Source organism: Sinorhizobium sp. CCBAU 05631, assembly GCF_002288505.1.
Taxonomy (GTDB): Bacteria; Pseudomonadota; Alphaproteobacteria; order Rhizobiales; family Rhizobiaceae; genus Sinorhizobium; species Sinorhizobium fredii_C.
The window spans coordinates 792856-817103 of sequence record NZ_CP023064.1; the positions used below are offsets into that span (position 1 = coordinate 792856).

The 24248-nt window shown below is 62.9% G+C and carries 19 protein-coding genes; 11 read left to right on the forward strand and 8 right to left on the reverse strand.

Features of this window, described 5'->3' with window-relative positions; translation table 11 throughout:
• Positions 1-22 precede the first annotated feature (22 nt).
• On the reverse strand, positions 23-1729 hold the full coding sequence (locus SS05631_RS23310; protein ID WP_037417288.1) for a phosphoethanolamine--lipid A transferase: 1707 nt from the start codon (positions 1727-1729) through the stop codon (positions 23-25).
• 249 nt (positions 1730-1978) lie between these two features.
• Here SS05631_RS23310 and SS05631_RS23315 point away from each other — a divergent pair, with 249 nt between their 5' ends.
• From SS05631_RS23315 to SS05631_RS23350, 8 genes are all read left to right on the forward strand, one after another.
• A complete protein-coding gene (locus tag SS05631_RS23315; protein ID WP_037417285.1) occupies positions 1979-2653 on the forward strand; it encodes a response regulator transcription factor in 675 nt (224 codons plus the stop codon).
• On the forward strand, positions 2650-4002 hold the full coding sequence (locus SS05631_RS23320; protein WP_037417282.1) for a HAMP domain-containing sensor histidine kinase: 1353 nt from the start codon (positions 2650-2652) through the stop codon (positions 4000-4002). Before SS05631_RS23315 ends, SS05631_RS23320 begins: the two co-directional genes overlap by 4 nt.
• A gap of 162 nt (positions 4003-4164) precedes the next feature.
• Positions 4165-5337 (forward strand): HPP family protein, encoded by a 1173-nt coding sequence (locus SS05631_RS23325; protein ID WP_037417279.1) that lies wholly within the window; start codon positions 4165-4167, stop codon positions 5335-5337.
• A gap of 141 nt (positions 5338-5478) precedes the next feature.
• Positions 5479-6183: a CerR family C-terminal domain-containing protein gene (locus SS05631_RS23330; protein WP_037417277.1), complete on the forward strand. Its 705-nt coding sequence runs from the start codon at positions 5479-5481 to the stop codon at positions 6181-6183.
• Entirely contained in the window at positions 6180-7184 is a 1005-nt protein-coding gene (gene hlyD / locus SS05631_RS23335) for a secretion protein HlyD (protein ID WP_037417274.1), read from the forward strand. Before SS05631_RS23330 ends, hlyD begins: the two co-directional genes overlap by 4 nt.
• Complete coding sequence (locus tag SS05631_RS23340; RefSeq protein ID WP_095678073.1) at positions 7181-8929, forward strand: ATP-binding cassette domain-containing protein; 1749 nt, start codon at positions 7181-7183, stop codon at positions 8927-8929. Before hlyD ends, SS05631_RS23340 begins: the two co-directional genes overlap by 4 nt.
• A complete protein-coding gene (locus tag SS05631_RS23345; RefSeq protein ID WP_037417270.1) occupies positions 8926-10077 on the forward strand; it encodes an ABC transporter permease in 1152 nt (383 codons plus the stop codon). Before SS05631_RS23340 ends, SS05631_RS23345 begins: the two co-directional genes overlap by 4 nt.
• Complete coding sequence (locus tag SS05631_RS23350) at positions 10078-11190, forward strand: ABC transporter permease (RefSeq protein WP_037417267.1); 1113 nt, start codon at positions 10078-10080, stop codon at positions 11188-11190.
• A gap of 3 nt (positions 11191-11193) precedes the next feature.
• Here the strand turns inward: SS05631_RS23350 and SS05631_RS23355 are convergent, their stop codons facing one another.
• The 4 genes from SS05631_RS23355 to SS05631_RS23370 form a co-directional block, all read right to left on the reverse strand.
• A complete protein-coding gene (locus SS05631_RS23355; RefSeq protein ID WP_037417264.1) occupies positions 11194-11580 on the reverse strand; it encodes a type II toxin-antitoxin system VapC family toxin in 387 nt (128 codons plus the stop codon).
• Positions 11577-11816 carry a type II toxin-antitoxin system prevent-host-death family antitoxin gene (locus SS05631_RS23360; RefSeq protein ID WP_037417353.1) on the reverse strand — a complete coding sequence of 80 codons (240 nt, stop codon included), beginning with the start codon at positions 11814-11816 and terminating at the stop codon, positions 11577-11579. Before SS05631_RS23360 ends, SS05631_RS23355 begins: the two co-directional genes overlap by 4 nt.
• A 74-nt stretch (positions 11817-11890) precedes the next feature.
• Positions 11891-12493, reverse strand: a complete 603-nt coding sequence (locus SS05631_RS23365; protein WP_037417262.1) for an alpha/beta hydrolase — start codon at positions 12491-12493, stop codon at positions 11891-11893.
• Positions 12494-12605: 112 nt separating this feature from the next.
• The gene (locus tag SS05631_RS23370; RefSeq protein WP_037417259.1) at positions 12606-13538 is read right to left on the reverse strand and encodes a VOC family protein; all 933 of its coding nucleotides are present in this window, start codon (positions 13536-13538) and stop codon (positions 12606-12608) included.
• Between the two features lie 234 nt (positions 13539-13772).
• Here SS05631_RS23370 and SS05631_RS23375 point away from each other — a divergent pair, with 234 nt between their 5' ends.
• Positions 13773-15599, forward strand: a complete 1827-nt coding sequence (locus tag SS05631_RS23375; RefSeq protein WP_037417256.1) for a sensor histidine kinase — start codon at positions 13773-13775, stop codon at positions 15597-15599.
• The gene (locus tag SS05631_RS23380) at positions 15596-16939 is read left to right on the forward strand and encodes a sigma-54 dependent transcriptional regulator (protein WP_037417253.1); all 1344 of its coding nucleotides are present in this window, start codon (positions 15596-15598) and stop codon (positions 16937-16939) included. Before SS05631_RS23375 ends, SS05631_RS23380 begins: the two co-directional genes overlap by 4 nt.
• Positions 16940-17081: 142 nt before the next feature.
• Here the strand turns inward: SS05631_RS23380 and SS05631_RS23385 are convergent, their stop codons facing one another.
• The 3 genes from SS05631_RS23385 to SS05631_RS23395 form a co-directional block, all read right to left on the reverse strand.
• A complete protein-coding gene (locus SS05631_RS23385; RefSeq protein ID WP_037417251.1) occupies positions 17082-19391 on the reverse strand; it encodes an AGE family epimerase/isomerase in 2310 nt (769 codons plus the stop codon).
• 59 nt (positions 19392-19450) lie between these two features.
• Positions 19451-20986 (reverse strand): phosphomannomutase/phosphoglucomutase, encoded by a 1536-nt coding sequence (locus tag SS05631_RS23390; protein ID WP_037417350.1) that lies wholly within the window; start codon positions 20984-20986, stop codon positions 19451-19453.
• Between the two features lie 431 nt (positions 20987-21417).
• On the reverse strand, positions 21418-22596 hold the full coding sequence (locus SS05631_RS23395) for a glycosyltransferase (RefSeq protein ID WP_083853960.1): 1179 nt from the start codon (positions 22594-22596) through the stop codon (positions 21418-21420).
• Between the two features lie 329 nt (positions 22597-22925).
• On the opposite strand from SS05631_RS23395, the gene SS05631_RS23400 reads away from it, so the two are divergent.
• The gene (locus tag SS05631_RS23400; RefSeq protein WP_050988226.1) at positions 22926-24248 is read left to right on the forward strand and encodes a polysaccharide biosynthesis/export family protein; all 1323 of its coding nucleotides are present in this window, start codon (positions 22926-22928) and stop codon (positions 24246-24248) included.

Below are 24248 nucleotides of genomic sequence, written 5' to 3' on the forward strand. Positions count from 1 at the left end.
TCCTCCATGCTAGCGCGGCAGTCTACCAGATTTGTCGAACTGCCGACAGCCGCCGTGGCGCAGCATTGTCAGCCGCATGGAAGCCCGGCGCCCCTTTCTCCCGCCCCGCCGGCCTGGTACAGGCCGCGAAGGCGTCGAGGGCGCGATTATAGACTCGCGTCTGCACGTCCATCATGCCCAGCACAGTATGGAACAGGTTGTCGTGCGACCGCGGCTCGTTGGTATCTCTGGCAAGGCAGCCCGTGTCGACGCCCATCAACGCCTGGTAGGGCTTCGAGAACCAGGCGATGAAGGGGACCTGAGTTTGTTCCTTCGGTGCGATCGCATAGGGAGCGCCGTGCAGGTAAATGCCATTCTCGCCAAGCGATTCCCCATGGTCCGACATGTAGATCATCGCGCCGGCGATGCGGTCCTGATGCTTCTCGATGAGCCCGGCGACGCTCGCCAGAACATGGTCGGTATAGAGGATCGTGTTGTCATAGGCGTTGACGATTTCCTCTGTCGTACAGCTCATCAGCTCCGGCGTGCGACAGTCCGGCGTGAAGCGGCGGAACGCTTCGGGATAGCGCAGGTAATAGGCCGGGCCGTGACTGCCGAGCTGATGCAGTACGATGACGCTGTTTTTCGTCGTCGCGGCAAACTTCTTATCCAGGTCGCCGAGGAAGATTTCGTCGAGACATTCGCCATTGCTGCAAAGTGGGCTGTTCTTTTGGTGCGTCATGCTCGCAAAACTGACGAGGTCGGCGATGCCCTTGCTGCCGGTGTTGTTGTCCCACCAGGTGACCGAAACGCCCGCATGCGTCAGTACGTTGACGAGGTTTTCGGTCGAGCGAGCTTTCCAGTCGCTATACTCGATGCGCGGATAGATGGAAAACATGCAGGGCAGCGAGACGGCCGTCGCCGTGCCGCAACTCGTCGTGTCACGGTAGTTGACCACTCCGAGTGCCTCCAGTTCCGGATTTGTGTCGCGGTGATAGCCATTGAGAGAGAAGTTCATCGCCCGCGCAGTCTCGCCTGCGACCACCACCACGACGACAGGCTTGCCGGCTTTGGCGATGCGCGCGCCTTGTTTGGCGTCGACCCCGAGCGGCTGCACGACCAGATTGTGCTCGCGATAGCTGGAAAGCCCGTAGCGGATCGCCGACGTGATCGGTCCGGCCGGATTAAACCGGACCATCAGATCCCGATGCTCCCTGAGTGCATAGGCGATGCCGGCAAAGTTGGCGTAGATGAGCATGCCGCTCAGGAGAAGCGCTGGAGCAATGAAGAGGAAATTGATAGCCGCTTTTGAGAGCAGCGGCCGATGCTTGATCTCAACCCAGGCTATGAGAAGCGACGGCAAGAGCGCGTAGAGCGCAAGATGAAGCGCCAAACTGCCAGTCAACAGGTGGCTTGCCTCCGGCACGGTGGTGACGGCGGCGTTTCCTATCATTTCCTTGTCGATGACGATGCCGAACGTCTCGGTGAAGTGCGACGCAGCCGCCGATATGGCGATCAGCAGGATCAACAGCGGCTTCATCAGATATTTCATCGACAGCATGGTCAGGACTGAAAAGGTGGTCAGACCGAGTGCCACGCCGAACGATAGGACAGCGATCCACGCGTGACCGAAAGAGGTCACCGCATGGCTCCAGAAGGAATTGTTGGTGATGAGCAGCAGATAAAGCGTGGCCGCCGCACTCAAGGAGATGCTGCCGATCTCCGGCCGGCGAATTCTGAAGACAGCCAAAACATTGTTCTCCAGGATGGAAATTCTTTGCCCGTGGTTACGTCGCACCTTTTTCGAACCGGCGTCGTCCCTATTCTTGGACGCGACGAAGTTGCCGGCGTGTCACGACACCTCCGCCAGTACCGCGGGCAAACTGTCGAGGTCCTGTCGGGCACGATGCTCCCCGGGTTCTGCGACGTTGGCACGTGAGGGAAAACCCCCTATGGTCTGCGGCCGCCAATCCAAGAAGGCTTTAGATCAGGGAAACGCATGCGCCTGCTGCTTATCGAAGACAGTCCCCGCCTCATCGAACTCGTGGGCGAAACCATGCGCGATGCGGGCTGGCGGCTCGACGCCGTTTCGAGTGTCAGCGAAGCCGAGGCTGCCATTGTCGAACGGGAGCACGATCTTGTACTTCTCGACCTGGGCCTGCCGGATGGCGACGGCCTCGACCTTCTGAGATGGATAAGGCAGGAGCACGCCGGCTTGCCGGTGCTGGTCATCACCGCCCGCGGCTCCGTCGACGAGCGGGTCCAGGGTCTCGATGCCGGGGCGGACGACTATTTGGTGAAGCCCTTCCACCATCGCGAATTGCTTTCCCGCTGCCGGGCCATGCTGAGGCGCAATCCGCACGCGATACAGCCGGTGCTCGAAGCCGGGGCGCTGCGCTTCGATCCAGCCACCGCAGAGCTCAGCTGCGATGGGACGATCATCGCCCTTCCCCCGCGCGAGCGCTCCCTGATCGAGATATTGATGCGTGAGGTCGGGCGCGTCGTTCCAAAGCGACGGCTCGAGACAGCCCTCTCCGAATATGGCCAGGAGCTTAGTTCCAACGCGCTGGAGCTCGCCGTCTCCCGCGTTCGGAAGCGATTGCAGCCCCTCGCCACCGGTATCCGGATCGAAACGGTGCGCGGCATCGGCTATCTCCTGCGGACCGCTGCATGAGGAAAGGCAATCCGTCGCTGATCGGCATCGTTGCCGGGCGCATCATCGCCTTTTCGCTGCTCGCCATGGTGCTTGAGATCGGCGTGGTTTTCGCGGATTACTGGTTTGACGACGAAAAGCTCAGCGTCCTGATGCTGCAGCAGGAAACGGAGATCCTGTCGCAAGGGATCACGACGGAGGGCGGGCTGCCGACATTCAGAGCCGATCGTGCGTTCCGTGAACGCTACGTCGAACTGGATGGGCGCGCAGGCGCGATCTATGTCCGGATTCGGACCGCTTCCGGCTCTATCCTCTTTTCCGATTGCACGACGGAATGCGCCGAGCATTTCCTGCCGTTGAGCATTAATGCGCCGCGCTTCTGGAAGCGGACAATCGAGGAGGGAAAGCCATTCAGCGTGGCGGGCGGCCAATCCTTCGAGCGGGGTGGCGAATCCGTGTTCGTCGAGCTGGCGATCCTGAAAGACCCGAACGGTTTCATGTATGGGGCCCTCCTGCGCGAGATGTTCGATTCAATGATCGTTCCGATGACGCTGATGTTTTGCCTCGTCATCGGCGCGACGATCTGGTCGATCCGAAGTGCGCTGAGGCCGGTGGCGATGGCGGTCAAGGCTGCGGATGCGATCGACCCGCGCGACAGCGGCGCCCGACTGCCGATAACCCGCATGCCGGAAGAGATCGAACGGCTGGTAAGCGCCGTCAACCGGCTGCTTGCCCGTGTCGCCGATCTCGTTGAATCGCAGAAGGTCTTCTCTTCCTCGATCGCCCATGAGATACGCACGCCGGTTTCGATCGCCAAGATGGAGTTGAGCCGGATCGACGATCCGCGGGCGCGCAATGCCGAGCGGGATCTCGACGCGCTGACGCATATTCTCGAGCAGCTGACGTCGCTGGCGCGGGCGGACGCAGTGGACCCTTCCGCCTATGAACAGGGCAATCTGTCCGAAATCGGAGCCGAGGTGGCGCAAGCCACGGCGCCGTTCGTCTTCGATCACGACAGGTCGATCGAGTTCGTCGACCGCGGGACGACGCCGGTAAGGATGATCCCCGCGCTCGTCGAGAACATGCTCAGGAACCTGATCGAGAACGCGGTAAAGCACAATCCGCCGGGTACCCGGATCGTTCTGACCTGCGGGCCCGGCCCACAGGTCTCCGTCGAGGATGACGGCAAGGGCATGGTCGATCTACCGGAACTGAACGAGGACCTCGGCTACGTCAAGCGCTCCGGCCAGCTCGGTCTCGGCCTGAAAATCGTCCATCGGATCGCCGAGTTGCACAAGGCGAAAATCTCATACGACACCGCTCCGAACCGGGGCACCAAGATCACGATCGACTTTGCCTCTGCGGCCTGAATTCGGCGCCGCTCCTTGTGCCGGGTATTTGTTGAGCATAGTGCATATTTTTTAATCCGGTGCGTTTTCTTGGATGCAGATTTCGTGCCCAATCCGCAGTCACATGCTATTGCGCTGTGCACTTCGTTCTCGTTCCACCCTCCGTGTCGCTGACGAATATCCATGTCTAAGGCCGCAGCCCTTCTTCGACGTTTCATGCCCTCGCTGGTACCGGTCAGCGGCTGGGAGCGCCTGCGCGCCTCCTGCGGCGCGCTCATCGGGGTCCTGTCGACAGGGTTCGTCAGCACGGTTGCCGTCGGGGCCGACGCCAGCCTGCCGCTGCTCATCGCCCCGATGGGAGCCTCCGCGGTGCTGCTTTTCGCCGCGCCGTCGAGCCCGCTCGCCCAGCCCTGGTCGATCGTGGGCGGCAATGTCGTCTCCGCAACGGTCGGCGTCACCTGCGCCTTGCTCATCCCGAACCCGGTGGTGGCAGCAGCCATCGCCATTGCCTTGGCGATCGGCGCCATGCTGCTCCTCGGCTGCCTGCACCCGCCGAGCGGCGCCGTCGCCCTGACCGCGGTTCTCGGCGGCCCGGTGATCCGTGAGGCGGGCTACGCCTTCGTCTTTTCCCCGGTCGCCATCAACTCGCTGGTCATCCTGACGGCGGCGCTAATCTTCAACAATCTTACCGGCCGGCGCTATCCGCACCTTGCCCCTGCCCCGAACCCCCATCGGACCGAGGATCCGCTGCCAAGCCAGCGCCTCGGTGTCGTGCCGGACGACCTCCAGGCGGTGCTGGCGCAATATGGCGAGATCGTCTACATCAGTCCCGAGGAGCTCGACAGCTTCATTCACCAGGCGCAAATTCGTGCCTTCACCCGCCGGTCGGGCGAAATAACCTGTGGCGAGATCATGTCCCGCGACGTGCTGACCGTTGCGCCCGACACGCCGCTGCGCAAGGCATGGCGAATGCTCGTCGCACACCGAATTCAGGCCTTGCCGGTGGTGACCCAGAAAGACGGCATGGTCGGCATGATTACCCAAGCCGACTTCATGAAGCACACGACGCTGGCGGCGGACGGGCGGCTGCAGATCGGCCTTCGCGAGCGGATTGGCAATATCATTGGACTGCCGGCGAAATCGCCTCGGCTGGTTTCCGAAATCATGATGCCCCGAGTCCAATCGGCCCTGCCGGAAACAATGATCGCCAAGCTGGTGCCGCCCATGGCGGACATGGGTCTGCATCATATGCCGATCGTCGACGCTGACAACCGCGTCGTCGGTATCGTCACCCAGTCGGATCTTATCGCGGCGCTGTTCCAGGGGCGGCTTGACGCCGTGCAGCAGGTCGCCTGATTCGCGATAGTTCCTGATCCTCCTCATTTCCATTGCTGGCCGCGGCTGGCCGAGGCGCCAGCTGGGCCAAACGCTCCCCGGCACCCATTGGATTTAATTCGATCGAGTGACTTAGTCGTTTGAATGATATAATTTCAGCAAATGATGAAAAACAAGGACACCATGACACAGCTCAAGGCCGAGCGCGGCGACGCCACGCGAGAGAAGCTTCTCGCCACGGCGATCGACATCTTTGGCCGCTACGGCTTCGACGGCGCCACGACGCGGAAGCTCGCCGATGCGGCGGGCGTCAACCTCCAGGCCATCCCTTATTATTTCGGCGGCAAGGAGGGCCTCTATATCGCCGCGGCCGAGCACCTGGCAGCTCTGATCGGCAACCATGTCAGCGATTTACGCGCCATCATTCATGGACGCCTTGCCGAACTCGAGGAGCAGGGCCAGCCGATGACTGCAGCCGAGGCGCGCGGCTTCCTCACCCAGATGGTCCAGAGGATGATCGTTCTCTTCGTCAGCAAGCAATCGGAGAGCTGGGCGCGCTTCATCATCCGCGAGCAGATGGAGCCGACCGAGGCATTCACGCGCCTCTACGGCAACATCATGCGGCCGATGATCGAGATGGCCCGGCGGCTGATCGGCGCCATTCTCGAGGACGACCCGGCCTCCGAGCACATCCGGCTCAGAACCCTCTCCTTCGTTGGCAGCGTGCTCGTGTTCCGCATGGCGCATGCGGCCGTCTATGCGCAGCTCGAATGGGAAACAGCCGGGCCGAAGGAGATCGAGACATTGCACAGGCACGCGGCTGAACTTGTCGCGATACTCGGTGCGGAGAAGGATCGCCAGCCATGAAGAAGATTGCACTCATCGCCCTGGCCCTTGCGGCCGGCGCGGCCGGCGCCTGGTGGCTGGATCTGCCCGCCCGGATCGGCTGGGCCGAAGACCACAGGAACACGGTTCTCTACGGCAATGTCGATATCCGCCAGGTGTCGCTCGGCTTCCGCGTCAGCGGCCGTATCGCCGAACTGCGCGTCGACGAGGGTGATACCGTCAAGGCCGGAGACGTCATCGCCAGACTGGATGCCGAACCGTTCCAGCAGGCGCTGGACGCCGCCGAGGCGGATGCCGAGGCGCTCCGCTCAACGCTCGCAAAGCTCAAGGCCGGCGCTAGGCCAACCGAGATCGCCCAGGCTCGCGCCGCCCATGAGGAACGCCTTGCCGAACTCCAGAATTCCGAACTTGCCTATCAGCGGGCGCAACGACTGCGGCCGGCCGGCACGATCTCGCAAGCCGAGCTCGACCAGGCGATCGCAAGCCGTGCCGCGGCCACGGCCCGTGCGGCCTCCGCACGCGAGGCATTGGCCCTGCTCAAAGAGGGAAGCCGCGTCGAAGACATAGCCACGGCCGAAGCGCAAGCGAATGCGGCAACGGCCAAGGCCGCGAGCGCCCGCACTGCACTCGAGGACGTCTCGCTGGTCGCGCCGAGCGCCGGCGTCATCCTCTCTCGCGTCCGGGAAGTCGGGGCGGTCGTCTCGCCGTCGGACACCGTTTATGTGCTGTCTCTGACCGCGCCCGTCTGGGTCCGCGCCTATGTCTCCGAACCGGACCTCGGCCGCGTCCACCCTGGGATGAAGGTCAAGGTGACCTCAGACTCTAACCCCCGGCAAGGCTATGAGGGAACGATCGGATTCATTTCGCCGGTGGCGGAATTCACGCCGAAGTCGGTGGAAACGCCCGAGCTTAGAACCGATCTCGTCTATCGGCTGAGAATCGTCGTCGACAAGCCGGGCACTGACCTGCTCCAGGGCATGCCGGTGACCGTGCACCTGCCAGGCCAGGAGACCGGGTCATGACATCCGCTCCCGACAACTCGGCCGCGGCGGCGCCTTTCATACGGCTGTCGTCCGTCTCGAAGCGCTTCGGCGAGGCGCCACCTGCCCTGGACTCCATCGACGGCATAATTGCGGGCGGCAGGATCACCGGCCTAGTCGGTCCGGATGGCGCCGGCAAGACGACATTGATCCGGCTGATGACCGGGCTGATGCTGCCCGACCAGGGTACGGTCGAAGTGCTCGGCTATGACACGCGTAGGGATCCGGCGAGCATCCAGGCGGCGATCGGTTACATGCCCCAACGCTTCGGGCTCTACGAGGATCTCTCGGTCCAGGAAAACCTCGATCTCTATGCGGACCTGCGCGGCCTGCCGCTCGCCGAACGCGGCCGGACCTTTGCCGAGCTGCTTGAATTCACCGATCTTGCCCGTTTCACCGCGCGTCTGGCCGGCAAGCTCTCCGGCGGCATGAAGCAGAAGCTCGGCCTTGCCTGCGCGCTTCTGCGTAAGCCGCGGCTGCTGCTGCTTGATGAACCCGGCGTCGGCGTCGATCCGATCTCGCGGCGCGACCTCTGGAAAATGGTCGAGAACCTGACGGCGGAAGGCATAGGCGTGCTCTGGTCGACGGCCTATCTCGACGAAGCGGAAGCCTGCGATCATGTCCTGCTGCTCAACCAGGGCAAGCTACTGTTTTCCGGTTCGCCGCACGAGATGACCGGGCGCGTCGAAAATCGAGTCTTCCGTCTCTCCGGCACGGTCGGGCGACGGCGCGAAAGACTGGCACGCCTGCTGGACCAGGAGGGCGTCGTCGACGGCGTCATCCAGGGCGAAGCGATACGCCTGGTGATGAGGCCAGGGCTCGCCCCTCCGTCTCTCGACGAGGCATCTTCCGGCCGCGCCACGACGACACCGCCGCGCTTCGAGGACGCTTTCGTCGACATGCTCGGCGGCGGTCCCGGCGGGCAGTCACGGCTCGCTGGGACCCAGCGGCCATTTACCACCGACGGCGGCCGGCCGGTGATCGAAGCGCGCGGGCTGACGAAGCGCTTCGGCGACTTCACCGCCGCCGACAGCATCACCTTCGAAATCCCGCGCGGCGAGATTTTCGGCCTGCTCGGTCCCAACGGCGCCGGCAAGTCCACCACCTTTAAGATGCTGTGCGGGCTCTTGAAACCCACCGCCGGCGAGGGTCGGGTCGCGGGCTTCGATCTCCGGCGCGACGCAGCCGAGGCGCGCAACCGGCTCGGCTACATGGCCCAGAAGTTCTCGCTCTACGGCGACCTCAGCGTCCTGCAGAACCTGAATTTCTTTGCCGGCGTCTACGGTCTCTCCGGCTTGAGGAAGCGCGAGCGGATCGACCTGATGACCGAGATCTTCGATTTCCGCGCGATCCGAGACATGTCGGCGAAGGACCTGCCGCTAGGCCTCAAGCAGCGGCTGGCGCTCGCCTGTGCCGTCTTGCACGAGCCGGAGGTGCTCTTTCTCGACGAACCGACGTCCGGCGTCGATCCGATCACCCGGCGCGAGTTCTGGACCCATATCAACGGGCTCGTCGAAAAGGGCGTCACCGTTCTCGTCACCACCCATTTCATGGACGAGGCCGAATATTGCGACCGCATTTCGCTCATCTATCGCGGCCGGTCGATCGCCCTCGGCTCGCCGGACGAGATGAAAGCGCGGGTCACCGGCAAGGACCTGCCGGATCCGACCATGGAAGACGCCTTCATCGCTCTAGTGCAGGGCTCGGAGGCAAGGGAGGCAGCATGAGTGCCGACCAGAAAAGGCGGGAGGCCGAAAGCTCTGGCCGCGGAAGGCGCTTCGCAGCCCTTGTGCGCAAGGAAACCTACCAGGTGGTGCGCGACCCGAGTAGCATCCTGATCGCCTTCGTGCTGCCGCTGATCCTGCTCTTCCTGTTCGGCTATGGCGTGTCGCTCGACACGACGCAGACGCGGATCGGCCTCGTCGTCGAGGAGGCGACGCCGCTGACGCGCGATCTTGCCGCGAGCTTTCAGGCTTCGCGTTATTTCGCCGTCGTCAATGGCCGGGACCGCCGCGAGTTCGAGGACGACCTCGTCCTCGGACGAGTGCGGGGCATCGTCGTCATTCCGGCGCGCTTTGCGGCCGACCATGCGGCGGGACGAAATCCTGCGGTGCAGGTGATCGTCGACGGGTCCGATCCGAACACGGCGAATTTCGTGCAGAACTATGCGCAGGGAACGGTCGCCAATTGGGAGCGGCAGCTTGCGAGCGAAGGCCAAGGCCAGTTGCCGGCGATCGCCGCCGAACAGCGCTTCTGGTTCAATCCGGAACTGACCAGCCGCAACTTCTTGGTCCCTGGCTCGATCGCGATCGTCATGACGCTCGTCGGCACATTGCTTACCTCGCTCGTCGTCGCCCGCGAATGGGAACGCGGCACCATGGAAGCGATGATGGCAACCCCCGTCTCGGCTGCCGAACTGCTTGCCGGCAAGCTTCTGCCCTACTTCATTCTCGGCCTCACCTCGATGACGCTCTGCGTTCTTCTCGCCGTCTTTCTGTTCGGCGTCCCGTTCCGGGGGTCGGTGGTCGCGCTTTATGCGCTCTCCGCGGTCTTTTTGATGCCGGCACTCGGGCAGGGTCTGGTGATCTCTGCCGTCACCAAGAACCAGTTCCTGGCGTCGCAACTCGCACTGATCACCGCATTCCTGCCGGCCTTCCTGCTTTCGGGCTTCCTGTTCGAGATCAACTCGATGCCGACCGTCATCCAGTGGATCACCTACGTCGTGCCGGCGCGCTATCTCATCCCCAGCCTGCAAACAGTGTTTCTCGCCGGCGACATCTGGCCGATGTTCGCCCGGGCGATTGTGGTGATGTTCCTGATTGGCTGCGTTTTCTTCGCGCTCGCCGCACGCAGCACCAGAAAGAGGATCGGTTAGATGTGGTGGGGCAGACTGAAGGCGCTGATCGTCAAGGAACTGCTGGCCGTGCTGCGGGATCCGAAAGGCCGCACGATCCTGATTGGCCCGCCGATCATCCAATTGCTCGTCTTCTCCTACGCGGCGACGCTCGAGGTGAAGAATGTCGACCTCATGGTCTTGAGCCGCGACAACGGCCGCTGGAGCGAGGAGCTCGTGCAGCAGATCGGCGGCTCGCCGACCTTCCGTTCGATCCGGCTCGCCGACAGTCCCGCCGAGGTCCGCGCCGCGATCGATAACCAGCACGTGCTGGCCGCTCTGGAGATCGGCCCCACCTTTTCCCGCGACATCGAGGCGGGAAAGCCCGCCGAAGTGCAGATGATCCTGGACGGGCGGCGCTCCAACGCCTCGCAGATCGTGTCCGGCTATCTGAGCCGCATCGTCGGTGCGCTCGCAGCCGAGGCTCCGGCCGGCAAACGCGCCGCCTCCGAGGCGATCAGGGTCGAGGCGCGCAACTGGTTCAACCCCAATCTCACCTTTCAGTGGTTCATGGTGCCCAACCTCGTGGCGAGCATCGCTCTCCTGATCGGCCTGATCGTCACTGCGCTGTCGGTCGCTCGCGAGCGGGAACTCGGCACATTCGACCAGCTCATCGTCTCGCCGCTGCGGACGCACGAAATCCTGATCGGCAAGCTCATCCCGCCGATGATGATCGGGCTCTTCCACATCACCATCTATATTCTGGCCGCCGTCTTCGTCTTCGGCGTGCCGCTGCGCGGCTCGCTGCTGCTGCTTTACGGAAGTGCCATCTTCTACCTCGCCGCAGTCGTCGGACTCGGCCTCTTCATCTCGGCACTGTCGATGACCCAGCAGCAGGCCATCCTCGGAGCATTCCTGTTCATGGTTCCGGCCATGCTGCTATCAGGTTTTGCGACGCCGATCGAGAACATGCCGGCCTGGCTGCAGCCGGTGACGCTGATCAATCCGCTGCGCTATTTCCTGGTCATCGTGAAGGGCGTCTTTTTGAAGGATATTCCGCTCGCCGAGGTGGTGCACCAAACCTGGCCGCTGTGCCTGATCGCCGTCGTCACGCTTTCCTCCGCCGCCTGGCTTTTCCGCCGTCGACTGGAGTGAGGGTCAGAGGAGACGGACGGGACCGGGATAGCGGCCGACGATTTCGTCGGATGTCACGAGCACAAAACCTTCGACAATCGATTGGGCGACGAGGATGCGGTCAAATGGGTCCTTATGGATCGGAGGAAGCTGATCGACGGCCACCGCATGAGCGCCGTTTACCGGCAGTTCCGCATAGCCGTTGTCGAGCAGTCCGCGACGCAGTAGCCGAGGATCGGCCTGGAAGTCCGCCCGCCCGAGACCGCGCTTGATGGCGATTTCCCAAAGGCTCGCCGCGCTGAAATAGGGCGCGTTTGCACCGTCTTCGATGAGCGCACTCGCTCCTTTTGACAGGCGGCCGGGGCTGCCGGCCGCCCAAAGCAAGATTTGCGTATCCAGAAGAATGTTCATGCGCCGAAAAGGTCTTCGATTTCGTGACTGCCCATTCTGTCGAAGTCGTCTGGGACGATGATCTGGCCTATCATGAAGCCGAGCCTGCGCTGCTCTGCCTCTGCGGGTTGGTCGATCGGCACGACCTTCACCATAGGTTTTCCTGCCTTGGCGATAATGAAGGGCTCTCCCCGCGCGGCTTTTTCGATCAGGCGCGAGAGATGAGTCTTCGCCTTGTGAATGTTAATCGTTTCCACCGCTGCCTCTGACATTTGGACTTAGTTCACCAAACTTAGTCCATCGCATGCCCGTTTTCAAATCGACCAGGCAGCTAGGCTTTCAGGAACCGCTCGATCGCCGCAATCTCGTTCTGGCGGATGTCGTGTCCCCCGGAATGCCATTCGAGGTCTACTTCCGCGTTCTGCGCCTTGAAATAGACCACGAGCGCTTGCGTCAGCGGGGCCGGGCAGATCGGATCGCGCTCGCCGGCGGTGATCAGCACCTTCCGGCCCGCCAGCGCGGCATGGTCCTTCGGACGGAACGGGATCAGCGGATGCATGAGCACCGCCCTGTCGAAGACACCATCTTCGATCAGCACATTGGCGAGGATATTGGCGCCGTTCGAATAGCCAAGACCGATGATCTCCGAGGCATCATGCTCGGCGGCAAGCGCTTTCACGAAGCTAGCCATCTTGTCGGTGGCGCGGGCGAGGTCCGCCATGTCATAAACCCCCTCGCCCGTGCGCCTGAAGAATCGAGCGGCCCCGTGCTCGGAAACGTCGCCGCGCGGCGAGACGATGGTCGCCTCGGGCAAGAGCTCGGCGCCGAAGCCGAAGAACTGGTTTTCGTCGCCCCCCGTTCCGTGCAGGACGAAGAGGATCGCTTTGCCGGGCTTGCTTGCCCTCAGCTTGTGAACATAGCCATGGTCGGCCATTGAATTCTCCTTTTCCGCCAACAGGTCGGCGGTCGTTTGTAGCACGGAACTTCAAGAGCGCTTGCGCCTCCCGCGCATCGACGAAGGAGGAGCGGAGCGCCGAAGGACACGTTTAGCCTTCCAGCTTTTGCAAGTGGCTCTCGAGGATCGGTCGCAGATGCTTGTGCTGCTGCGGCAGTTTCAGCGCCTCGCCGAGATGGGCGATCTCCTCGTCGCGGTCGAAGCCGGGTTCGTTGGTGGCGATCTCGAACAGCACACCGCCCGGGGTGCGGAAGTAGATCGCCCAGAAATAGTCGCGGTCGATCACCGGCGTCACATGGTAGCCGGTATCCATCAGCGCCTTGCGCACCTCCAACTGCTTTTCGCGATTGTCGACGGCAAAGGCGACGTGGTGCACCGAGCCGGCCCCTTGCGCGGCGCGGTTGATATTCGGCAATGTCTCGAGGTCGACAAGGCTTGCGCCATTGCCGCCCGGCACGATCAGCCGCGTGACGCCATCCCTGCGGTCGAGCTCTTCATAGCCCATGAACTTCAGCAATTCCGCGGTCGCGCCCTCGTCGCGCAGCCGCATGGAAACCGAGTGGAAGCCGCGAATCGCGTGATCCTCGAAAATTCCGCCTTCGGTCCAGGGCGTGCGCGAGTCGTCCTCGACCTCGACCAGGGCAAAGCCGTCGCCGTCCGGCCCTGTGAAATTCAGGCGTTTTTCGCCGAAGGCCTCCTCAGCCTTGACGCCGGTGACGCCGAGTTGCGTCAGGCGCTCCTGCCAGAAACCGAGAGACCCCTTCGGCACGGAGAAGGCAGTCGTTCCGACCTCCCCCGTCCCTGCGCGCCCTCGCGGCATCTGCGGAAAGGGGAAATAGGTCATCACCGTGCCGGGCGTTCCGGTTCTGTCGCCGTAATAGAGATGGTAGACGTCCGGCGAATCGAAGTTCACGGTCTTCTTGACGCGGCGCAGGCCAAGCGTGTTCGTGAAGAAGTGATTGTTGGCACGGGCATCGTCCGCCATTGACGTTACGTGATGCAGGCCTCTGATCTGGTCGAGCATTTGTCGCTGCCTTTCTGCCCGTCTATCCTCGGGCTTGTCGATGCCGGATAGATGCGCTCTTCCGCTCGAGCGCGAAAGACCAGTGGCAACAAACGCATTGTCAACGTTGTGTTGACGTACATCGATGTTCGTCTATACCGCACGGTATTCACCGACCGCTTGCCACCGGTCGAGCACGCTCTTACGATCCGGAATACTGTCTGAAATCCGCGGGAGGAGGAGCCCGGGCATGCCGTGAAACATCGCTTCCTGCTCCTGCTCCTGCTCCTGCCGGTTGCCGTCGTGACGCTTGCCGTACAAGGCAATGTCGTTGCGACCCGGAGCTACATGCAGGAAGCCTCGGCGCAGGCGAATACGGCGCTGAGACTGGCGGTTGCCGCCCTCAGCGGCCATCTCAACCGCTATCAGGCTCTGCCCGCCTTGATCGCCGATCACGATGACATCAAGGAACTGGTGACGCGCCCGCGGGATCGCCGGCTGCGCGATTCCGTCAACGGTTATCTGAAAGAGATCAATGCGCTCCTGAAATCGTCCGACATCTACGTCATCACCCCCGACGGCGACACGATAGCCGCCAGCAATTACGACGGACCGGCAAGCTTCGTCGGCCAGAATTTCAGCTACCGCCCCTATTTCCAGGATGCGCTCAGGGGGGAGCAGTCCCGCTTCTATGCGCTCGGGACGACATCGCTGAAGCGCGGCTATTACTTCGGCTCGCCGATACGTATCGGCGAGGAGGTCCGCGGCGTTATCGTCTTCAAGGTCGATATCGAGACCATCGAGGCCTCCTGGCAGGGCGGCGAGTACAGAATTTTCGTTTCCGATCCAGAAGGCATCATCTTCATGAGCGGGGATCCGGAATGGCTTTACGCGAGTATCCTTCCCCTGACGCCGGATCGGCTTTCCCGGACGGAAGCTTCCAGGCGCTATGCCAATGCTATCCTTCACCCCCTGCCGGTCGCTCGTAGCGAGGTCGACGGTCATGCATTGATTAAAGTCTCGGGAGCAGACAGCGCCCGGGAGTATCTTGTCCTCTCGCACTACATGCCGGAAGCGGACTGGACGGTGAACGTACTGACCGACACGGCTTCGGTCAGGACCCAGGCGCTGACCACGGTCGCAGCCGCCATCCTGTTGCTCTGCCTTGCCGGGTTGGCGGTCGCGATCCTCATCCAACGGCGGGCGCGGCTGCGCGAGCGCATGCTGATGCAGGCGCAGGCGCAGGAGGAACTCGAGCGCCGGGTCGAGGAACGCACCGCCGATCTCGCTCGCGTCAACGAGCAGATCGAGGCCGAGATCGCCGAACGGCGGCTTACCGAGCAGCAATTGCGCCAGACGCAGGCGGACCTCGTCCAGGCGGGCAAGCTCGCCGGGCTCGGCCAGATGTCGGCCGCCCTTTCGCACGAGTTCAACCAGCCGCTTGCCGCCGCCAAGACCTATGCCGACAGCGCGGCGCTGCTGATCGAGAGGGGGAGGACGACGGAAGCGAGCGACAATGTCAGGCGCATCTCCGGGCTCATCGACCGCATGGCGGCAATCAGCCGGCATCTGCGCAATTTCGCCCGCAAGCCGAATGAGAAGCTCGGCCCCGTTCCGCTCGAAGACGTGATACACGACACGATGGAGATCGTCGCGACACGCCTGAAGACGGCGCAGGCTGCAATCGACATCGACCTCGGCCCCGAAGCGCTGGTCGTCCGCGCCGGATCGGTGCGGCTGCAGCAGGTGCTCGTCAACGTGATCTCCAATGCGGCCGATGCGGTCGAAGGGCTTGATGACCGCACGATATCGCTGCGCGCCTGGCGCGAAGGCGACATGGCGGTGCTGACCATCCGCGATCGCGGGCCTGGCGTCGCCCCCGCCATCGCCGAGCGCATCTTCGATCCTTTCTATACGACCAAGGGTGTCGGCAAGGGTCTCGGCCTTGGCCTCTCCATTTCCTACAATATCGTCAAGGATTTCGGCGGCAGCCTGACTGTGTCGAACCATGGCGAGGGAGGAGCCGTGTTCCGTATCGTGCTTGCCGTCGTTCCCGAAGCCGAGAGGGAGGCGGCAGAATGAGCGAAAGCCGCGTGCTGCTCGTCGACGACGAAGAGGAGTTGCGCCGCTCGAGCGCGCAGGCGCTGGAACTCGCGGGCTTCCGGGTCGATACCTTTGCGGGAGCCGAGCGAGCGCTCGAGTTCATCAGCTTCAGTTTTCCGGGCGTCGTCATCAGCGATATCCGCATGCCGGGAATGGACGGCATGACATTCCTGCAGCGCATCCGCGAGATCGATCCGGAAGTGCCGGTGATCCTGGTCACCGGCCATGGCGACGTGCAACTGGCGGTCCGGGCGATGCGGGAGGGAGCCTATGACTTCGTCGAGAAGCCATTCACGGCGCAGACACTTGCAGGCACGATCCGCCGGGCGCTTGATTGGCGCGGCCTGGTGCTCGAGAACCGGCGCTTGCGGGCCGTCGCTGGCAAGCGCGACGATATCGAACAGCGCCTGCCCGGGCGAAGCCAGGGCATGGTCGACCTGCGCTACCGGGTGCGCGCCATCGGCGCGTCGGACGCCGATACGTTGATCATCGGCGAGACCGGCGTCGGCAAGGAGGTGGTGGCCCGGGCGCTGCATGATCTGAGCAGCCGGGCCAACAGCCCCTTCATCGCCATCAATTGCGCCGCCCTGCCGCAAAACCTGATCGAAAGCGAGCTCTTCGGCCACGAGCCGGGGGCATTCCCCGGGGCGCTCAGGCCGCGTTACGGCAAGTTCGAGCACGGGCGCGGCGGCACGATCCTGCTCGACGAAATCGGCTCCATGCCGTTCGATCTGCAGGCGAAATTCCTGCGCGTACTGCAGGAAAGGGTGATAACCCGGCTGGGCTCCAACGAGACAGTGCCGCTCGACGTGCGCTTCATTGCCACCAGCAAGCTGGAGCTCGAGCCGGAGGTCGCCGCCGGGCGCTTCCGCGCCGACCTGCTCTATCGGCTGAACGTCGCGACCTTGCGCGTCCCGCCGCTTGCGGAACGCCGCTCCGATATTCCGCTGCTTTTCATGCAGCTCGTCCGGGAATCGGCCGCCCGCTACGGCCGCGACGACATCGAGATCTCGCCCTCGCTCGCCTCAGAAATGGCAGCGCGGGACTGGCCGGGAAATGTCCGCGAACTGCGTAATGCCGCCGAACGGCTGGTGCTGGGCCTCGAAACGGACCGCGACGAAGCAGCCTCGCCCGCCAACGGGTCTCGCCTTGCCGACCGGGTCGCCGCCTTCGAAAAGAGCGTCATCGCCAGCGCCCTCGCAGCACACGGCGGCGCGCTGAAGCCGGTCTATGAATCGCTCGGCATCTCGCGCAAGACGCTCTACGAGAAAATGCAGAAGCTCGGCCTCGACAAGCGGGCCCTGACGGACGAGCCGTAGACGCGAAGCCTTACAGCGCCGCGCGTCTTATCAGACGCGCAAAGGTCGCTGTAGCACTTTGAATTGCTGCATGTCTTTTGTCCTCAAATCGAGATCGATCCAAGGAGACATGCAGTAGGCGCGTGCTCCGCTCCATCTCGTCTCACGCTGTTGCCTTGCCAAGCGCGGTAGAGGGATCCACGGCGGCGCTGCTTTGCGGGGAGGCAGGCAATTGGTAGATGACTGCCGTCCCTTCCGTCTTGTCGAGATACTGCATGAGAGCGGTGACGAGGTGGTAGAAGATCGAGGCCGGAACTTCGTTAGCGACGACCCTTCCCTTCTCGTCGATGCGGTCGATCCACATTCCGAGGGGGGCGGGGTCGATATGCCAGCGGAACAGGTGGCCGACGCGCGCCTCGATCTCCGGCTTGAGGTCCGGTCCGCCGGTTCCTTCAAGCGCGATCGCGGCCTTTATAGCCTCGGCCTGCGGCCAACTGCGCGAGATGACGTCGAGCGGCAGGCCGGATCGCGAGACGGCGCCATAGGCCAGCCCGGTCGAGCGGTTGAGGCCGTTGGCGATTGCGGATGCATAGAGTTTCCGGGCAAAGGGGATCAAATCCGTCTGCCTGCTCTTGGAGACGAAATCGACCAGAAGAGATGCCCATTCGAAGTGATGGCCGGGCTCGGTCCACTGGCCCTGCTCGCCGGCGGCCGGCCGCCAGGAATCGTCGAAATATTCTCCGAGCGTCCAGCTTTCGACATCGAAGAAGTGACTGCGGAACAGATCGATGATGCGGGCAGCGCGCCGAAGGTAGCTGCGCTCGCCGGTCGCCGCGTGCCAGGCGAGAAGGGCTTCGAGCAGGTGCATGTGCGGGTTCGTGCGGCGCAGCTCGGTGCCGTCGGAGGTTTCCAGGAATCCAGTCAGCCGTTCGTCCTCCAGATGGGCGTCAAGGAAGGCGAAGGTCTCCTGGCCAAGGCGCAGCGCTTCCGGGTGTCCGGCCTGGTGGGCATGAGCAAGCGCCAGGAGCACGCAGGCATGATCATAGGTGTCTTCGCAGCCATCGGCGATGGCGCCGTCTTCCTGGAGCACCCTTGCCCAGCCGCCCCGCTTCGTGCGGCCTTTCTCCATGAATGCGATGCCGTGCGCGATCAGCCGGTCGGCATCGCCGTCCCAACCGCGCAGCTTTGCCACGGAAAAGGCGTAGACCTGACGGGCCATGGTGCGCATGCGCTTCGGCTTGATCAGCGGCGCGCCATCGAAGCTCAGCGCTTCGTGAAATCCGCCATTCCGCTCGTCGACGCCCGCCGTCGACCACAGCGGCAGGGTCTCTTCGAACAGCCAATGGGCGACCCGCTGCCGCCAGGCCCCTGGCAGCAACACGCGGTCGTGCGCCGGCGTGAACTTGGTCTCCAGCCGCCCGCTCTTCTCCAGCTGTTCGACGATGCGTTTGACCTCCTGGCTCTTAGCCACCGGCGCTACGAAGGTCGCGTCGGCCGTCGCCACGATCGCGATATCCTTCAGCCCGATGACCGAGAGCAGGCGGCCCTGGCTGCGCAGGTAGGAGTGCTCGCAGTCGATGGCGACGACGTCGCCGATCGCAACATTGCCGGTCGCATCGGTCGCGCTGACGTCAAGCAGCGACTGCCAGGAGCCGAGGTCGCTCCAGCGGAAGCTTGCCGGCACCATGGCGATGTCGCCGGCATGCTCCATGATCGCGTAGTCGATCGACACCGAAGGAATTGCCGAATAAAGCCCCTGCGGCAGATACGCGCCCGACACCTCGCTCACTGCCGCAGCATGGGCGCGCTCCGCCTTCTCCCAAATCTCCGGCTGAAGCATGCGGAATGCCGCGCGCATGGCGCTCGCGCGAAACAGGAAGATGCCTGCGTTCCAGAAAAAGGTGCCGGCCGCGACATAGGCCTTTGCCGTTTCCAGGTCGGGCTTTTCGACGAAGCGCGCGACATCGCGGACATCGCCCTCCCCCGTCGCCTCGATGTAGCCGTAGCCGGTCTCCGGCTGGCTTGGCGAGATCCCGAAGATGACAAGCCTGCCCGCATCGGCAGCCGGCATTCCCCTTTCCACCGTTTTCCAGAATTGCTCCTCAGTTGAAATTTCGTGGTCCGAAGGCACGACCAGCACCAGCCCGTCACCGTGGGCAGCGATCGTCTCGAGCGCGGCCACCGCCACCGCGGCCGCCGTGTTGCGGGCGACGGGCTCGAAGACGGCGCGACCGCCCGCAAGATCGATGCCGGCCATGTCGGCGCGCACTCGCTCGGCATGGCGTTCGGAGGCGATCAGATGGATCGGCGTATCGCCCGCTGGGCGAGCTTTGAGCCGCCGGATGGTGCCGAGCAGCATCGAGCCATGGCCGGAAAGGTCATGGAATTGCTTGGGATTGTCCTCGCGCGATAGGGGCCAAAGCCGCGAGCCGACGCCGCCGCTCATCACGAAGCAGGAGATCCGTTCCGCCATTCTCTCGTCCCCTTCCCTTTGCCCGCCAGCCGGGCGGAATGCCGCACACGTCTTGCCGCTCAGAACGTCTGGTTATAGGGGCCGACCTCCGCATGCTCCCTGAGAACACGGTCGACCGCCGCGAACATGGCCCGCTGCTGTGCTTCCGACACCGGGCTTTCCACCACGACGACAAGCTCCGGCTTGTTGGAGGAGGCCCTCACCAGACCCCAAGTGCCGTCCTTGATCACCACACGAACGCCGTTCACGGTGACCAGGTCTGCGATCCTCTGACCGGCAATCGGCAGACCGTCGCGCTGCATGGTCCTGAAGCGCTCCAGCACGCGCTCGACGACTGCGTATTTCACCTCGTCGCCGCAATGCGGCGACATCGTCGGCGATCCCCAGGTCACGGGAAGAGCGCGATAGAGCTCGGCCATGCTGCTGTCGGGATTGCGGTCGAGCATTTCGCAGACAACGATCGCGGTGATCAGCCCGTCATCATAGCCGCGCCCGAGAGGCGGGTTGAAGAAGAAGTGACCTGATTTTTCGAAACCCGCGATGGCGCCGAGTTCGGCGACCCTGCGCTTGATGTAGGAATGGCCGGTCTTCCAATAGTCGGCGCGAGCACCGTTCGCCTTCAACACCGGATCGGCCGCGAACAGCCCGGTAGACTTCACATCGACCACGAACACGGATTGGGGATGCAAGGCGGACAAATCCCGGGCCAGCATCACCCCGACCTTGTCGGCGAAGATCTCGCGGCCCTCATTGTCGATCACCCCGCAGCGGTCGCCGTCGCCGTCGAAGCCCAGCCCCACATCGGCGCCGCTTTCAAGCACCTTGTCCCGGATGGCATGGAGCATCGCCAGGTCCTCGGGATTGGGATTATAGCGCGGGAAGGAATGGTCGAGCTCGCAGTCGAGCGGGATTACCTCACAGCCGATCCGCTCCAGCACCTGCGGCGCGAAGGCGCCGGCGGTGCCATTTCCGCAAGCCACCACCACTTTCAGCTTCCGGGCGATCCGCTTTCCACGGGTCAGATCGTCGATGTAGCGCTGGCGGAAGTCCGGGACGAATTCATAGGAGCCGCCGCCGGCGAGGTCGAAGTCGGCCTCCAGCACTATCCTTTTCAACTCGGCCATCTCGTCCGGACCGAAAGTCAGCGGCCGGGCCGTGCCCATTTTGACGCCGGTCCAACCGTTCTCGTTGTGCGAGGCGGTCACCATCGCCACCGACGGCACGTCGAGCGCGAATTGCGCGAAATAGGCCATCGGCGACAGCGCCAGGCCGATGTCCCTGACCCGTGCGCCGGCGGCCATCAGCCCACTGACCAAGGCCAGCTTGATGGCAAGCGAATAGGAGCGGAAGTCATGCCCCGTCACAATGTCGGGGCCGGCGCCCGAGCGTCGGATGAAGGTGCCGAGCCCCATGCCCAGAGCCTGCACCCCCATCAGGTTCAGCTCCGGAGCCTTCCCGTCGTTCGGCCGCCCAAACCACCACCGCGCGTCGTACTCCCGAAAGCCTGTCGGCCTGATCAGCGCGCTCGTCTCGAGAGCAAACCGGTCGGATTCGGGCTCACGCGGGGCGCCTGGTTTGAAGGAAGCAAGATCCATCTGCATCATCTCGCATGCCGCTGGCTGTTGAAACGGGAAGAGCGTCGCCGCGGCAACCACGGCTAACCTGCGGCACGAGGATACTGTTCGCCAGAACGGAAGATCCCCGGCTGCAATGTCGGGATCGGCAACTTCTACGCGTATTACTGACATAAAATCCAATGAATTACTTTGGTCTAACTGTCCAATAGATACTAAGAGGAAGGTCTACTCTCTCTCCGATGCAGAAGTAGACTTTTGCTAAACATTTATACAGGTATACAGGCCTAAGCTACTCGAAATTAACAATAACAGATGCTGGACCGCGAATGAAGTATCACATTCTAATAATCTATGTAGCGATTTAGTATTAATGCGATAGCATTACAGGCCAGCATGTTCGCCCGCCGCGCTTTTGGCAGCGCAAGAGCACACTGTTCCCCGGCTGGCAGTCAATGAAAGGGCGTCAGGGCTTCGGCATCATGCGTCGAGAACCCGGCGAGCGCATACTTGCCATCGGCGAAGGGTAGCGAGCGGCGATGCCGCAGTTCCTCATCGACGACAGATTGGATGCCGGACCTGAACCGCCTCACACTGAATTGCGCTGCATGCGTCCTGATGACATCTGCCCGGAAGGAATCCTCCCTGGCCTCAAAGGAATAGATGGCCTTGATCAACCCTTCGACTGTCTGGTTCTCGAACAGAATGCCCGTCAGTCCTGGCACGACCGTTTCGACCGCGCCGCCGCCGCCGTAGGCGACGACGGGACGGCCGCTCGCCATCGCCTCGACTGGAACGATGCCGAAGTCTTCCTCACCGGGAAAGACAAAGGCACGGCATTTCGCGAGCTTCTCCTTGAGCACGGCGAACGGCGCACGCCCCAGAAAGGTAACGGTCGGACCGGCCATGCGCTTCAGCCTGGCAATGTCCTGCTCCTTGCCGCCGCCGATCACCACCAGGTTCTTGCCCATTTTGGTGAACGCCTCGACGGCGAGGTCGATCCGCTTGTAGGAGACGATCTGCCCGGCGCAGAGATAGAAATCCTCGACCTCGGCCGAAGGCGAGAAGTCCTCGATGCCGACAGGCGGATACACCACGGTGGCAGGTCGGCGGTAATACTTGCCGATGCGGGCCGCCACATGGTGTGAATTGGCGATGAACCGGTCAACGCGAAGGCTGGTGTTGACGTCCCATGTGCGCAACATCGGCGCCAGCACCGGCATCATCATGCGCGACAGGATACCCGCACTCGAGCGGTAGGCGTGATAATGATCCCAAAGATAGCGCATCGGAGAATGGCAATAGCAGATATGGGCGGCATGCGGCGGCGGGATGATACCCTTGGCCGGACCGGATTCGCTTGAGATGATCAGGTCGTAGCCGCTGAGGTCGAGGCTTTCGAGCGCAAACGGCATCAGTGGCAGCAAGGATTGATAGTGGCCGATGGCCCCGGGGACTCGCTGCAGAAAGGATGAAGTCACCTTGTGCTTCTTGATCGTATCGGAAACCTGTGCCTCGTCGTAGACTAAGGTGAAGATATCCGCTTCCGGATAGAGATCACACAACGCCTCGATCACCTTCTCGCCACCGCGCATCGAAACCAGCCAATAATGTACGATTGCGACGCGCATAGCTGTCCCTCGCTTTCAATACCCCAGCTCAGCATGCGTCAGACGGGCATGTCGTTGATAGCGCCAAGAACGGTTCGCGCCCGCATCCGAGCGAACGATGTCCCTGATCGAAAGGGTTAGGTCGGGCTGGGGTCCGGCGCAGCGCTAGGGCATTGGGCAGGTGTCGCCTATACGATAGTTTCCCTGGTTTAGGCAGCTTCCCCAAAAGGGATTAGCCGCGTTTAGGCCGCAGTCAATTTTATCTCGAACGTTTTGAGCCGACAATCAGGGCGGGTTTTGCGTTCGGCCGCTCGGCGGATCGCGACCTTCTGAGAAATTTGCGAGGTCCCATGCGAACTGCCGGTCAGAGCCTGCCGAAGCTGATGCGTACCCTCGGACGCGCATCGACGTTTTGCTCCGCAATCGGTCTGGTGGCCTTCGGCGCCCTTGCGTCGGCCCATGCCGATTCCGCCTTTCGCCTGCAGCCGCAAACGAGAGTTAAGGTGGCGATCGTCGAGTGGATGGCGTCTACCGGCGAATACAAGGAATGGTCCGCCCTCAACGGAGAATACAGCGTGTCGCCGTCCGGCACGATCTCCGTGCCCATGGTCGGGGAGATCACCGCCAAGGGCCGCACACCGGCCGAGCTGTCTTCAGCGATTGCCGATCTGCTGAAGCAGCGTACCGGGCTAATGACGGCACCGCAGACGACTGTAGAGGTCATCCGATATCCGATGATCTATGTCACCGGCCTGGTGGATCGCCCGAGCGAACTCGAATACAGGCCGGGCCTGATGGTCATGCAGGCCGTGACCATGGCAGGCGGGAGAGAGCGGCGGACAAACCCGGCCGGCGGATACTCCGACATGGAGCAGATCCGCTACACGGGCGAGCTCAATCGTGTGGAACTGGAGTTGCTTCAATTGGCGGCCCGCCGCGCGCGGCTGCGGGCCGAATTCGGCGAGAGCCCCAAGGTGGAGTTCCCCCCGGTGCTGACAGGCGCCAAGGGCGCCGCGATCCAACAGATGATCCGGGACGAAACCACGCTCTTCGATGCCCGGCGTGAGGCGCTGCGTCGACAGATCGAGTCTCTCAACGAACTCGCCACCCTGCTGAAGAACGAGATCGATGTCCTTGAGGAAAAGAGGGTTTTCAAGGAACGGCAGGTCGTGATCGCCCAGGATGAACTGAAGGGCGTGTCGAAGCTGCTTAGCGACCAGACAGTGACGAAGTCGAGGCAGACCTCGCTTGAACGGATACTTGCCGAACTCCAAAGCGACAACCTCGACCTGCAGATCGCCGCCATGCGTGCCAGGCAGAAGCTCAGCGAAACCGAACGTGACGTGGTCACGCTCCAGGGACAGCGCCGCACCGAGGCGGGACGCGACCTGCAGACGACGGAAGCTTCGATCGAGGATCTGAAGGTCAAACGTAATACCTATCTGCAACTCCTTCAGGTGAACGGCGCCTCGCTCTCGCGCATCGCCAGCCTCAAGACGTTCGATCAGCAGCCCCTGGAATACTGGATCACGCGCGCCGGCCAGGACGCACCATTCAGGGTTACGGACTCAACACTGCTCGTGCCCGGCGACGTTCTGGACGTGCGCTCGCCGCTGCCGGAGGCGGTCGACATGCAACTTCTGTCATCCGTCGGAATCGAACAGTCACAATAA

Coding starts and splice junctions, on each gene's coding strand:
- hlyD (WP_037417274.1), top strand. CDS start 6,180: ATGAAGAAGATTGCACTCATCGCCCTGGCCCTTGCGGCCGGCGCGGCC.
- SS05631_RS23385 (WP_037417251.1), bottom strand. CDS start 19,391: ATGGCGGAACGGATCTCCTGCTTCGTGATGAGCGGCGGCGTCGGCTCG.
- SS05631_RS23390 (WP_037417350.1), bottom strand. CDS start 20,986: ATGGATCTTGCTTCCTTCAAACCAGGCGCCCCGCGTGAGCCCGAATCC.
- SS05631_RS23370 (WP_037417259.1), bottom strand. CDS start 13,538: ATGCTCGACCAGATCAGAGGCCTGCATCACGTAACGTCAATGGCGGAC.
- SS05631_RS23325 (WP_037417279.1), top strand. CDS start 4,165: ATGTCTAAGGCCGCAGCCCTTCTTCGACGTTTCATGCCCTCGCTGGTA.
- SS05631_RS23315 (WP_037417285.1), top strand. CDS start 1,979: ATGCGCCTGCTGCTTATCGAAGACAGTCCCCGCCTCATCGAACTCGTG.
- SS05631_RS23340 (WP_095678073.1), top strand. CDS start 7,181: ATGACATCCGCTCCCGACAACTCGGCCGCGGCGGCGCCTTTCATACGG.
- SS05631_RS23400 (WP_050988226.1), top strand. CDS start 22,926: ATGCGAACTGCCGGTCAGAGCCTGCCGAAGCTGATGCGTACCCTCGGA.
- SS05631_RS23380 (WP_037417253.1), top strand. CDS start 15,596: ATGAGCGAAAGCCGCGTGCTGCTCGTCGACGACGAAGAGGAGTTGCGC.
- SS05631_RS23345 (WP_037417270.1), top strand. CDS start 8,926: ATGAGTGCCGACCAGAAAAGGCGGGAGGCCGAAAGCTCTGGCCGCGGA.
- SS05631_RS23330 (WP_037417277.1), top strand. CDS start 5,479: ATGATGAAAAACAAGGACACCATGACACAGCTCAAGGCCGAGCGCGGC.
- SS05631_RS23320 (WP_037417282.1), top strand. CDS start 2,650: ATGAGGAAAGGCAATCCGTCGCTGATCGGCATCGTTGCCGGGCGCATC.
- SS05631_RS23355 (WP_037417264.1), bottom strand. CDS start 11,580: ATGAACATTCTTCTGGATACGCAAATCTTGCTTTGGGCGGCCGGCAGC.
- SS05631_RS23365 (WP_037417262.1), bottom strand. CDS start 12,493: ATGGCCGACCATGGCTATGTTCACAAGCTGAGGGCAAGCAAGCCCGGC.
- SS05631_RS23395 (WP_083853960.1), bottom strand. CDS start 22,596: ATGCGCGTCGCAATCGTACATTATTGGCTGGTTTCGATGCGCGGTGGC.
- SS05631_RS23350 (WP_037417267.1), top strand. CDS start 10,078: ATGTGGTGGGGCAGACTGAAGGCGCTGATCGTCAAGGAACTGCTGGCC.